Annotated in this window: 6 protein-coding genes and 1 pseudogene; 3 read left to right on the forward strand and 4 right to left on the reverse strand. The window is 67.9% G+C overall.

Annotated elements, in window-relative coordinates:
* Nucleotides 1–85 precede the first annotated feature (85 nt).
* Nucleotides 86–4,498, reverse strand: a complete 4,413-nt coding sequence (locus ACFYXV_RS06845; protein ID WP_389382216.1) for a hypothetical protein — start codon at nucleotides 4,496–4,498, stop codon at nucleotides 86–88.
* Nucleotides 4,499–5,711: 1,213 nt separating this feature from the next.
* On the opposite strand from ACFYXV_RS06845, the gene ACFYXV_RS06850 reads away from it, so the two are divergent.
* Nucleotides 5,712–6,122 (forward strand): NUDIX hydrolase, encoded by a 411-nt coding sequence (locus tag ACFYXV_RS06850; RefSeq protein WP_389382462.1) that lies wholly within the window; start codon nucleotides 5,712–5,714, stop codon nucleotides 6,120–6,122.
* A gap of 581 nt (nucleotides 6,123–6,703) precedes the next feature.
* Here the strand turns inward: ACFYXV_RS06850 and ACFYXV_RS06855 are convergent.
* Nucleotides 6,704–6,880 (reverse strand): annotated as a pseudogene (locus ACFYXV_RS06855) (pirin family protein); the annotation flags it as partial.
* Nucleotides 6,881–7,146: 266 nt separating this feature from the next.
* The gene (locus ACFYXV_RS06860) at nucleotides 7,147–8,466 is read right to left on the reverse strand and encodes a hypothetical protein (RefSeq protein ID WP_389382218.1); all 1,320 of its coding nucleotides are present in this window, start codon (nucleotides 8,464–8,466) and stop codon (nucleotides 7,147–7,149) included.
* Nucleotides 8,467–8,987: 521 nt separating this feature from the next.
* On the opposite strand from ACFYXV_RS06860, the gene ACFYXV_RS06865 reads away from it, so the two are divergent.
* A complete protein-coding gene (locus tag ACFYXV_RS06865; protein WP_389382219.1) occupies nucleotides 8,988–9,599 on the forward strand; it encodes a response regulator transcription factor in 612 nt (203 codons plus the stop codon).
* A 211-nt stretch (nucleotides 9,600–9,810) separates the two neighbouring features.
* Nucleotides 9,811–10,305 carry a phosphate-starvation-inducible PsiE family protein gene (locus tag ACFYXV_RS06870; protein ID WP_301364511.1) on the forward strand — a complete coding sequence of 165 codons (495 nt, stop codon included), beginning with the start codon at nucleotides 9,811–9,813 and terminating at the stop codon, nucleotides 10,303–10,305.
* A gap of 15 nt (nucleotides 10,306–10,320) precedes the next feature.
* On the opposite strand, the gene ACFYXV_RS06875 is transcribed toward ACFYXV_RS06870, so the two are convergent.
* A complete protein-coding gene (locus ACFYXV_RS06875) occupies nucleotides 10,321–12,492 on the reverse strand; it encodes an FUSC family protein (RefSeq protein ID WP_389382220.1) in 2,172 nt (723 codons plus the stop codon).
* Nucleotides 12,493–12,525 lie beyond the last annotated feature (33 nt).

The raw sequence follows: 12,525 nt of genomic DNA on the forward strand, positions 1-12,525 counted from the left end.
TGCCCGGCGCCATCGGATGATCAGCTACACCATGAGAAGGGACGCGACCGTGTCCCCAACGGATCCGCGTTGCCCAACGCGAGAGTCAGCGCTCACCTTCCAAGGCTGCGTGGAGACCTTGAACATCGGCGCGGGAAAGACTGTCGATGATATCCAGGCAGCGGGCGCGCATGGAGCTTGGGCCTTGTCGATACAGGCGTACAACCGCCGTGACGATGTAGTGGCCGTGAACTGCGTGACGGGTTCGGATGTCGGACAGGCTGGTGCCTGCCTGGCCAATAATGTGCTCACAGGCGTCCAGTGCCACCGCCGGCAGGGGGCCGGCCGGGTCATGGAAGGCGAAGGCGAGGTGCCCGAGGTTGCCGGCAAACGCCTCGCTGGTGATGAACGCCTGGACGAGCTCGTCTGCTTGATATGGCAGCAGGTCGAAGGCGTGTCTCATCACGGCGGAGGCGTTGTTACGGACGCCTTGGTCGTTGTCCTCGAACAGTGGCAGTAGTCGCGTGTAGTGCTCGGGGTTGCCGGCAAAGACCGTGGCCGCGCCGCGGCGGGCCGCGGTGTGCAGGTGCAGCACGGTGGCGGGCAGGTCCGGCGCGAGGTTTCCTTGAAGTGCCGCCACGGCCCAGGATTGCCCCGCAAGTTCCGCGATCTGCTGTGGAGCGTCAAGGGCGTCGCCGAGGTATGGGGCGAACCGCGAGGGGTCGCGGGCCAGGGCGTGGATGAGTAGAAGTTGAGACGTATTTGCGTTGTGGACGTTGCGATCCTGATGTGTCATCAGCTGACAGGCCGTGTCCAGTGCGGTCTGTGGATCGTGGTTCATCAGGGCGCGGACGGCTTCGGAGGCGCAGACACGGACGGCGAGTACGGGGTCGGTAGCCAGCCGGAGGATGAGGGGTCTGAGTTCGGGCACGTGGTGGGCGCCGTGGAACAAGAGCGCTGCACACGTGAGTGCGGCTTGGCCGCGGGTGGAGTTCAGGCCAGCGGTCAGCAGATCGGTGCGTGTCCCGTCCTCGTCCGTCTCTCTGGTGTCGCGTTCTGGTTGGGAGGCCGTTGCGTAGCTTGTGAGGACGGGGAGCAGGGCAGAGGTGTAGTGGTCTGGAGTGGACTGCAGGGCATGACAGACGGTGAACGCGGCTTCCTGCCCGAGGGTCTGGTGGGTATGGAGGATCAGCCTTTCCCATGTGGCCGTGTCCAGGTGGGGTGCAGCTGCTTGCACGATCGCGCACAAATACGCCCCGGGCGAGTCGGGCCCCAAAGTGAGGGCGAAGGCAGCGAAGCGTGAAGGCTCTTGTCCTGCTCGGGTGCCGAGCGTGTTGGCGAGCTCGTGCACGCCGCCCTGGGGCGGCCAGAAGCGATCGGGCTGAGTTCGGGCGTACTTGTCCAGGGCTCGGCGCCATTGTTCGTCGGTCATGAGCTCCGCCGCGCGGTCGCTGATTGGAGAAGCGCTCCACGCGGTAACGATCCCCGACGGTGGGTTCGGGGTAACGCCCTGGAACTTCCGTTCCAGCTCGTCGAGCCTCCTTCGGACCTTGTCGCTGCGTCGAGCGGGACTGATGGCGGACAGCAGTTCGTACTGTGCCCAGCCCCACCGGCTGGGCCAACCCTTTTCGCGTCGACGCTCCGTCTGCGGGTAGTACCCAAGAAGCACTTCGGTCAGACGATCGAGCGTGCCGTCGGTACAGTTGGGTGTGGCGACCTCAATGAGTTCGCGGGATGCCCAACGCGGACTGTCCACCCAGCCCAGACTGAGGTTCCGGTGGTCACTGTAGAGCCACGTAATCGCCGCGTCGGCTGCGCTTCCGGCACTGTGAAGACGACAGGTCAGGAAGCACGCGATTTCAGTTGTAGACCTGCTCAGTTTCGACAAGGTGTCGGCTGCGGCAGTCGGGTCAGCGGCCGGCAGCGCGCACAAGGCAGTGGCGAGGGCAGAAAGCATCTCTGAGTCAACGCTTCCGCCGCCCACTCGGCGATACGTCCAGCGGCTGCCCGACTGCCGATCGGAGGCATCCTCGGATTCGGCGGTGCCAATGACGAAAGGCAGAACGTTGTCCGTGTATGCCTTGGGCGCAGCCTCAGCGATCCGCGACAGGACTGTAGGAGCAGTCTGTGAATGAGTCGACAGATACTCGTCACCGAAGGGGTCGTTGATGCCGTCACGGGAGGCCCGGGCTCGCGCCCGATCCAGGTAGGCGCCGACAAGTGCGGCTGCCGGAACGGGATCGGTCTGGGCAAGGGCGTAGAGCAAAGACCAGAAGTCACTGTTGCCCGCGATACGTCCGCGTGCCTCATCGACCTGCCCTGCCTGGATCAAGTCGACGGCCAGGTCGACCAGACCTGGAGTAAGGGACCATTCCACGAGTGCGAGGAGGCGCTGTCTCCACTCGGGCGTAGTACCAATGTGGGGACGTACCAGCTCTGTTGCTCTCTGTGGCCTGTGCCGTGCGGCGACGAGCAGTTCCGCAAAGGCGGCATCGACGGTTTCGGCTTCGCCGAGCCAGCGTTCCCACCTGCCGTCGTGGTCTGCGGCATCGAACCAGGCCGGCAGCGCCAGCAACCGGCGTACCTTGCGCGCCACCGGGCTTGTGCCCCAGGCGAACGGTTCGACGGCCAGCCAGTCCACCGGGGTGGCGTCGAGCTGACCGAGGAGGGCCGTGATCACGTCGTGCAGGTGGGAGCGGATCCGGGTGGAGCTGAGTAGCCGAACAGTGGTCTCACGGAACCGATCGGGATCTGTGCCAGCCAGGTGCTCGAGGATTTGTCGCGTCTGCGCTCGCCGAAAGAGATGCTGTCCTGATTCGGCCAAGAAGTCGTGGACGTCCCTTCCTGTAGTGAGGAAGGGCCGGGCGAAGAGGTAGTCGAAATAGGTCTCATGGAAGAACCCGGTACGTTCCTCGTCGCTGACCAGAACTCCCTGCGACTCCAGGGCCCGGACTTCCCTCTTCGGATAGCCGTCAAGGAGGGAAAGCGGCGCCCGCAGGCTCTCCTGCTCACTCATGAAGGCGCACAGGGTGCCCGTGATCCCCATCCAGTCGAGTCGTCCGATCTGCGTTTCCACACGTTGGCGCACCTCATTGGTGTAGCCGTCGTAGAGCTGCTGCAATGTCCGGTAGGGCACTGCACGGGCTGTAGGCGAGAGATTGCCGAAGACCGCCAGGTTCAGCGGGGTGCGCAGCAGCTCCAGCGTCTCCGAGCGCATGCGGTCGGGCTCATTCCCACCCGCGGCGAGGATGGCTCGCACTGACTCTTCAGCCAGTTCCCCCACCGGGAATCTCGTCACTCGCGCAGTGTCAGCAGTCAGTGCCCTCAACCTGCTGTCCTGTTCGATGTCGACGGTACGGGCCACCAAGAGCACTTTGACATTCGGCGTGACCGAGAGCTGGGCGAGAACGTCCTCCACAGCCTCGAAAGCATCTGACATACGACCGCTGTACAGGCTGACAGCGTCCAGTTGATCGATGACGAGGAGCGCTGGCCCTCCGCCTGCGACTCCAGGCAGCAAGATCCCCGGCGAGTCCTGCAGGTTCATCTTCGCGCCCAGGTCTCTTGCTGTCTGCACCGTCGGGTCGGCTGCGTCCATGTTGACGGCAGCGACCGGCCACCCCCGGGCTGCGAGCCGCTCCAGTACATCCGCAGCAACCGTCGATTTACCCGAGCCCGCCTGTCCCTCGCACAGCACGACCTGCGGGCCGCCCTCAACCTTCAGCCGGTCGTAAAGCTGATCAACGTGAGGACGTGCGGCCAATCCGAAGTTGGGAGTGCTACGGCGCACCCGTCGCAGGAACCTGTCTGCAGTGTCTGCCAAGGCATGGAGAGTATTGCCGTCTCCCGCCAACCGGCGGGGTCGAACCCCGTCAAGTGAGAGCAAATGGCTGCGGATCTTGGGGCCGGTGAGCCACTGATGCAAGTGCTCATCCAGGTATCCACTCAGCTGCCTGACGATGCTCTCCGGAGCACCTACGAACAGCTGCTCGTAAGTGAGGTGGACCAGCCGTCGCAGGTTCTCAGGCGTGTGGTGCTCCACATACACACACTGCAGGTACCGCCAGGCGGTTTCCCGGGCTATAGGCTCGCCATCTCCAGTCAAGATGCCGAGCAAAGCCGTGAAGTGAGGCTCCTGGGCCTTGGTGAGAATCTCTTCGAACTCAGCAAGCGTGACAGCAGCCCTGGCACGGTCGGCAAGCTCGCGCAGTTCGGGCGAGCCAGTCGAGAGTACAAATCTCACCTTCTTGCCGCTCGCGAGATGCCCGACGACGGCCTGGAGAATCGTTCCCGTCGCCCGCAGCTTCCAGGGCCCCTTGGACGGCACGTCCTTCACCTGGTCGCACCAGGTACCGTCGCTGGCCTCGATCTCGAACTCAATGCCTTCGCCAGCCCGCCCTGGAGGCTCCAGGCGAATCCGGGAGGCTTCTCCACGAAGGATCTCCGCCACCCTCAGCGCGGTCCACCAGTCCTCGTAGCGGTTACCCGCCTTGTCTGCCGACCCACCGGACAACCCCATTGCGCATCACTTCCCCAGGACACGACAACAGACTCCTCACCCGTAGGAGCCAACAACCAAGAACCCTATTCTTTCTGCGCTCGTCCAGGATCCGACTTGCGGAAGTGCACCAGCTGTACGTCGCGAGAACACGGCAGACAGCCCTGCAGGCCGTGACCACGTCACCGCGCTGAAGCGGGGGCCCTCGGCTCGCCACCCCCAGCTGCAGCAGCATGCCCCCGACGGGCGCCAGAGTCCGTCCCGAGCACAAGGCCGGCGGTGAGGGGGCAGCGCCGATCGCCTAGCGGGACAGCTGCGGGACCGGGGGGAGCCATGCGGGGCACCTATGCGCTTCTACCCCGCTGGATGGCTCTGCGGTGATTACCGGCCGTCGCGGATAGAACGAGCCCCAGCGGGAGCGCCTTCCCTGGGCAGGCTTGCCCCCACTCGGTCGGAGGTAAGGGCCCCGTATCTGCTCGTACCTACGACGCGCTGTCGCAGCTTCGGCTCGACGTTCGGCTCGCGGAGGCAGCCCCCCGTGACCAGCGACGCCGCCTGAGCCCAGCGCCCAGCCAGACCCGCTGCTTGGTACAACGCGTTGTCAGAGCAACTTCAGGCTTCGAACGCCGGCTAGGCCTCATGGCGCGACACCACCGGACCTGCCGAACTGTCACCAAAGCCAGCAGTGGTCCCGGCAAGCCGGGCACCGGCGCCATCAGCCTGGTAGTCATCTAGGCTCGGCCCAAATAGTCAAGACGGGCGACAGGAACCTGCTCACCCGTGTGCCACGGTACGCGCTCGTGCGCTCCCTGCCGCGCCGGGAATAATTAGGCCATCCTGGTGACATGGCGACCCTCCCGAAGGCTCCATGCCCCTCTTGCTCCGTTCCGCACGCCTTGTTGCCTACCAAACGGATCGGGTACGGATCGGTCAAGGACCACAAGATCGAACCCCGGGCACTGGTGCTGTGCCCGGGCAGCATGGTCCACGTCGCATACGCAGAGGCGCGGGCATGGCAGCTCGAGTTCGAGCGCGCACAGCAGGAGGCAGCGGCGCCAACCGGAGTGGAAGAAATGCTCTTCGAGGGATGAGGATCGGAGGGCCGCACCCATGCAACTCACCGCAGTAACACCGGGGGGCTCGCGAAAGTCACCAAGCCCCGGCATCCCGCCGACGCTCAAACTCCTCCTCACCCCGGACGACGGCGGCTGCCGTGAGTGACCGAGAGACGTCGCTGAATTACAATGCTCCACCTCAGCGTCGGGTTGCCGGGGCCGTTGTGGTTCATGAGGGTCGAGTACTGCTCGTACGGCGACGAGTTGCAGAGGGCCAACTCTCGTGGCAATTCCCGGCGGGCAAAGTCGAACCGGGCGAGTCATGCGACGAAGCCGCCGTCCGCGAGACGAAGGAGGAAGCCGGCCTGGACGTGATCCCCGTTGTTCGGCTGGGCGAGCGGGTCCATCCCATCACCAGTCGGCAAGTGTCCTACACAGCCTGCGAGGTGGTCGGCGGGGCCGCGCACGTGGCGGACGCTGACGAAATCGCTGAGGTTGCGTGGGTGACCCTGTCGGAGATCCCGCAGTACATCCCGTACGGACTCTTTAAGCCGGTCCAGCAACACCTGGACGTTGTCCTTCGATCTTGACCACGGCAACCCAGGACGAGAATGCCTCGGCACCCCGGAGCAGCAGCCCATGGGCGTGGTGCCCTCTCTCGGCGGCCCGCGCCCCGGCGGGTTCCAGGACCTATGGACGCGCCCGCCAGATTCTTCAGAGAGGGTGCTCAGCTGAAGCATCCGGTCACCTCAAAGCCGTAGGCGTCCGGCGCGCACGACGTTCCGTCACAGACTGATGGAGGGGACTGGTCAAGCGAGGGCGCTGTCACTTGTGCACAAGATCCGCCACGCACACTCCATCCACGGATCGCGCGCCCCAGCCGGGCCCGACGGCACGATCGTAGGATCCGACGGCGCAGCGGCGGCCACCACTGTCCTTCGGAGGTAAGAGGACTCGACCAGCCAGCGGTCAGATCTAACTGCTCGTCAGTAAAGTCAGCAAAAGGTCAGCATTCGTTCGACCAAACTTGGTAACAGCCTGCAACACATGAGACTCGACCATCGGCGTCGAAGGCTCTCACACCATGTCCGACGACCTCCCCTGCGAAGTCAAAAGCGGAGGGCCGGGAGCGAGCACCGCACCCGACCCTCGCCCCACACAGACCAGCAGGTCAACGCACCCTTCCCCTAGCTTTCAGGTGCGTCGGCGGGAGTTCGGGAGCCGGAATCGGAGGGCCGTCGTAGCCCTTCACCTCACCGAATCGGGACCCGTTCATCCAGTCTTCGCGAGCTTGCGCGATATCATCGTGTGACCGTCCGATCCAGTTCCAGAACCATTGGATCGCTTCACGTTTCCGCAGGTCAGAGCGTTACGCGTCCCTCAAAGTCAGCAAAAGTCAGCATCAGGGCACCACGGCCACGGGCCTGACCAGGAGTTGCTCGGCATCTCGCCCGACGTGGTTACGACTCCCCACAATTACCCGAGGTAGTCGATTCGGTCTCTCAGCCTCCGTCTCCGGACCAGTCACGGATCAAGCTCCCGCCTGAACAGCGGCAGACTGCAACCCTCTGACAGGAGTGGTGGCTGTCCGCGCAGCACACAGGCCTCCGTCCTTCAGCCGGTGGGCAGGCTTTCGGTCGTCGGGCGGCGGCGGACGCCGTCCGCGGTGAGCTGTACGAGTTCGCGGCGGACGGTGTCGTGGTGGGTGGGGTGGAAGCCGGGGACGGAACCGATGCGGGCGCCGGAGGTGGGGTCCCAGATCTCCAGGCCGGGTCCGCCTGCCGAGTACAGCAGGCCGTCGGCGGCGAAGAACCGGCCTTCCGGGCCTCCGAACGTCGCCGTCTCGTCGGGCCCCGAGCCGTGGACGCCGAGGTCGACCATGCGGGTGACGTCGAAGACGCGGGCGCCGGGGACCACTGCCTCGTCGTCGTCTCCGAGCCCGCCGAGGACGATCCGCGCCTCGTCCAGCCAGACCATGGGCCGGTTCCAGTGGTACTCGCAAGGAGGCAGCCGCCGGAATTCGACGGCGGGCTGCTCGCCGTGCCAGGCGGACTCCCCGTCGGCGAACCACCGGGCGAGGTCCCAGGTGACGGGCTGGCCCAGCGGGTGCCACAGCCAGGTGTCCGAAGCCAGGCGGGTGCCGCCCGGGCTGAGGTGGAGCGCGCCGTGGAAGCTGTGCGCCCAGGCGGCCTCCTTCTCGGACTCCGGCATCAGGAGGACCGGCTCGCCGCTCGCCGGGTCCGTGCCCGCGATCCGGTTCCACCGGGTGCGGTGCAGGACGACGTCGCGGCCGGCGTGCTCGGTGAACAGGAGGGAGTAGGGGACGGTCTCGCTGTGGTACCCGTCGTTCTCCAGGACCGCGGTGACCGCTCCGGTGGTCAGGTCGATCACCTCGCCGGTGCGGCCGAAGTCGACGGCGACGGCGGCGAACCGGCCGTTGCGGGAGGCGTGCAGCCGCAGGGCCTTGTCGTGCCCGTTCCACGGCTCCGCATCGGCCGGCACGCTGACGCCGGTGGTGGCCAGGTGCGTGCAGGAGCCCGCCTCGGCGTCCCACAGCAGGATCCGCCCGTCGGCCGCGAGCAGCAGCAGTCCCCGCTCGGTTGGAGCGAGGTCCAGGACCGTACCCGTGTCCGCGGGGAACGGGACCAGGGGTCCGGCGCCCGGGACGGGGCGGGAGGCATCGATGGTCTCAGGGCGCCCGACGGAGTCGACCACGCTCCCGTACGAGGTGTCCGAACAGTCCTCACAGATGCGGCCGGTGGTGACCGGCCGGCCGTGTTGGGCTTCTTCGCGGCACAGGGCGCATATCCGCTGATGCTCGAGGCCGTGCCCGGTGTAGTGGATGGAGAAGTCGACCTCGTCGGTCGCGGTCCGGATGTGCTCGCAGACCGGGAGGCCGTAGGCGGGGGCGTCGTGGCCGCAGGCGAGTGCCATGGTGGTGTCTCCTCGAAGTGGTGTTCCGGGCGGGTTGCCGCAGGGTCGGCCACCGGTCGTCCCATTCCATCCGACGGAATACTCGATTCCGGCCCGGTGCAGCATGCGGCGGCCTGATCGAACGCCTTCCCGCGTCCGTTCGGGCAGAGTCGGGCGCAGACGGGAACCACATGTTCGGACGGGGCAGTTCCCGTCGCGACAGGCCGACGCCAAGCGGATGCCAAGCCGATGCCAGGCGTTCCAGGGCAGGGTGGGAGAGACCTCGGCGGCGGCTGTGGTGGTTCGCCGCGCAGACCGGCCGCGGCCGCAACAACCCCTCCCGCGGGCCCCGGTTCCGGCCGTCGGCCCGAACACCAGATCGGCGGTGCACCCCCGTGCTCCTCACCCTCCCCGTCCCGGCTCCGGCCACCTCATCCGTTCCCGCCGACAGGGTAGGAGCGGTAGCACCTCCGCGCAGCCGCAGGTCCGCACCCGGCGGTTCCCGGCACGGCAGCCCCCGGTGCGGGCCGGTGGGCGTGTTGGTGACCGCCGAGGACGCCTTGACGGCAGAGGGTGCGCGGGCGCGGCTGCGCGACTACGCCGGGCTGCGGCCCCTGCCCGCTGCAGAGCGGCACCGGGCCGATGTGCACCTCGTCTTCGCTGACCGGTTCACCGGCGCCACCTTGGATCTCCTGCGTTCGCTGGCCGCCGACGCGCACGATCCGGGAGCCGGGGCAGTGCTGGTGACGGGCGAGGTCCCCGACCGGTATGTCCTGCCCGCCGTGCAATACGGTCTGCGCAGCGTGGTGGCACGCACCGCAGCGGGATTCGATGCGGTGGCCGAGGCCGTCCGGGAGACGGCCCGGGGCAACGCCGTGCTGCCGTCTGGGCTCCAAGGAGCACTCATCGACCAGGTGCTCGGTCTGCGTAGCAGCGTGCTGGAACCCGCCGGGCTTACGTTCTCGGGGCTGGGGATCAGGGAGGTGGAGGTGCTGCGGCTGCTCGCGGAGGGCCTGGACACCGCGGACATCGGGCGCCGGCTGAACTACTCCGAGCGTACGATCAAGCAGGTGATCAGCGGGGTGACGGGTCGGCTGGGCCTGCGCAACCGCACCCAGGCGGTGGCCTACGCTTTCCGGCACGGCGCCCTGTGACCCGGCGGCGCCCGCCGGTCGGGGGGTGACTGGCCGCTCAGGACGTCCGCTTCCGCCAAGAATCGCCCGGCGATGGTCTCCGCGATTACGCCAGTCATTGCATCCGGACCTGGCGAAGCCGGGGCGCGGCCAGCACGCCCCCAACAGTGCGGGATCCACTCGTCCGCGCGTTCGGCAGCACGCCGCGCCTGCGGACCGCCGCGCCCCTAGCATGGGAACTGTGCGATCCATTCTCCCGAAGAACGAGGGCGGCCGCATACAGAGCCTCCTACAGCTCGTCGAGGACGGCATTCACCTCGTCGTTGCGGCGCTCCTCGTACTGCTCGCGGGGCTCCTGACCGTCGGGGTCGTCCAGGACGTCATCAAGTCGATCCAGGGGCCGTACCGTGAGGAGACGATCGTTCTCTCCGCATTGGACAGCAGCCTGGTGCTCTTCATCGTGGCCGAGCTGCTCCACACCGTCCGCCTCACCATCAGGAACCAGACCCTCGACGCGGAGCCGTTCCTCGTCGTCGGCCTGATCGCCGGCGTCCGCAAGGTGCTCATCGTGACGGCCGAGGCGGAGAAGTCCTTCCGGTGGCAAGTCGAAGGGATCGAACTGCTCATCCTGGCGGGGCTGATCCTCGTCATGGCGACAGCAGTGTACGTGTGGCGGCGCTCGACACGGCCGGGAGACTACTTCACACCCCCGGAGGCGCGACACTGACCGTCGCGGAAGCTGTCACCCACCCCGGTGCGGTTGTGCTGATTCGTCATCTTCCGCAGCCAAGGCCGTTCGCGTCCGCTGCTGCTCGCGAGCAGAGCCCATGTCGCGTTCCAAGGCTGTACGGCTGACGGCCGTCGCAAGGTCCTCCAAGGCTCGCTTCTGCAGTTCCGCCCCGCGCCGCACCACGGGGCTCCGGTCCACAGGGGCGTCCTGCCACGCGTGGAGCGCCTCCTCCACGCGCCCCCAGTCCATACTCCTGTGCTCAAGCACGTCGACCGCCGCCTGCGCGGTGTCCGCCTCCAGGGCCTCGGCAAACCGCTCCGCCTCGGGGACAGGACGGCTGTCGGCCCGCGGGACGTGGCTCTCCATGAGCATCGCCGCCCGGTCGAACCCCTTGAGCGCCTCCTGCGCCTCCTCCGCCTCGCGCGACGTCAGGCCCCTGGGGCGGACCGGTTCCTGCCTCGCCCGGTCGTATGTCTCCTGCCAGGCGGCACGTGCCTCCCTGCTCGCCAGGAGTGCCTTGCGCAGGTCGGCGTGATGTTCCCGGGTCGGTTCGGCGTAGCTGCGGAACACCGCGGCCGCGTAACGGCCGTCCGCGGCGAGCCAGTCCGCAAGCCGGTCCGGCAGCCGGGGCGTCTCCCATGCGGGGAACACCACGTACGCCAGCATGGCCAGGGCCCCGCCGAGCAGGGTGAGCACCACCCTCTCCGGGACCGTCTGCTCCCATGCCTGGCCGCCCATGCCGAGCAGGAAAACGACGTATGCGGCAGTGAAGCACTGGGAGTATGCGTAGCCGGTACGGTTCAGCGTGTACGACAGGCCCGCCGAGACCACCGCCAGCAGGCCGAACACATGGGCGTCCGGGCCCAGGGCCCGCACCATCCCGGTGGCGAGCGCGACCCCCGCCAGGGTCCCGGCGAAACGGGCCACCGCCCGCGCGTACGTCTGGTGGAAGTCCGGCCGCATCACCATCACCGAGGTGATGGGCGCCCAGTAGCCGTGGCCCACTGGTAGCCGGGCGGCGATCAGGTAGCCGAGCGTGGCCACCGCCGCCAGGCGGACGGCGTGCCGGAACACGGGTGAGTCCCGGCGGAGCTCACGTCGGACCGCCCGGGCCACGACCGGGACCAGCCGGAACATCGTCGGACGCACCAGCAACTGGGCGTCCGCGGGGTTGAGCGGCGTGGGTGTCCTCCCGCGCGTGCCGCACCGGGCGATCTCCAAGGCCTCGCCGAGCAGTTCCACGAGCCGCTCGGCGGCCTGCCGCGCGGGGCCCTCGAGCACCTCGTGCTCCTCGTCGACGCACAGGGCGTCCGTGCTTCCGGGCGAGACCTCGGCGGGAGTGCCGCGGCGGATCGAACGGGCGGCCGCATCCAGGACCTCGGCGGCCGCGTCGAGCAACTCCCTTGCTCGGTCACGCCCGGGCCCCTCCGCCGGGGCGCCGACGTCCGGATCGGCGAGTGCGGCGACGACGGGCCGAATGCGCTCGGCGAGCCCCCGGGGACCGTGCAGTACGGAGGGACGGGTGCGGGCCTGCGACGGCGTCACGGCGGCCGCGTCCCGCGCCGTCATCAACGGTTCCGGGTCGAACGGGGCGGTCGGGTCGTGCCGCAGCCGGCGGGCGTAGTCCGCCACGGCGGCCAGGGCGTCGGCGAGCGCGTCACGATGCGCCCCCCAACGGCGGATCGGGAACAGCAGGATCAGCAGGGCCTGCGCCACGCCCCCGAGCGCGATGATCCCGGCGTGCTCCAGAGCCCGCCCGACGCTCGTGGGCAGGGTGACGGTCACCAGCATGCTGCCGACCGTCGTCGCTGCGACGATCCCGGCGGTCGATCCGACGGCCCACGCCATCCCTGCGGCAAAGGCCCATACGGCCAGCAGTGGGAGGAACATCGCGAGTCGGCCCGCCGCCAGATAGCCTACGAAGGTGCTGAGCGCCAGACCGGCGCCCGCGCCGAGCGCGATCACTTTGCGGGGACGCCAGGTGCGCTGGAAAGTAGCTGCGCCCGCGGAGTAGGCACCGAGGGCGGCGGACGCGGCGTATGCCGGGGAGGCCAGCCACAGCGCCGGCCCGATGACGATCGCCACCCCGACAGCCGTGCGCAGCGCGAGCAGGGGCTCCAGTCGCGCCTCCTCGATCGTGAGCCCGGATCGCACGACTTCCCGTAGGGCCCGCAGCCAGGTCACGAGCAGGAGCCTAGCCCGACCCTCGTGCCGGCT

This window comes from Streptomyces sp. NPDC002181 (assembly GCF_042890485.1).
In the GTDB taxonomy this organism is placed as follows: Bacteria; Actinomycetota; Actinomycetes; order Streptomycetales; family Streptomycetaceae; genus Streptomyces.

Excerpts from the sequence above, each read along its gene's own strand:
- ACFYXV_RS06870 (WP_301364511.1), top strand. The coding sequence starts at position 9,811 with ATGGGAACTGTGCGATCCATTCTCCCGAAGAACGAGGGCGGCCGCATA.
- ACFYXV_RS06860 (WP_389382218.1), bottom strand. The coding sequence starts at position 8,466 with ATGGCACTCGCCTGCGGCCACGACGCCCCCGCCTACGGCCTCCCGGTC.
- ACFYXV_RS06845 (WP_389382216.1), bottom strand. The coding sequence starts at position 4,498 with ATGGGGTTGTCCGGTGGGTCGGCAGACAAGGCGGGTAACCGCTACGAG.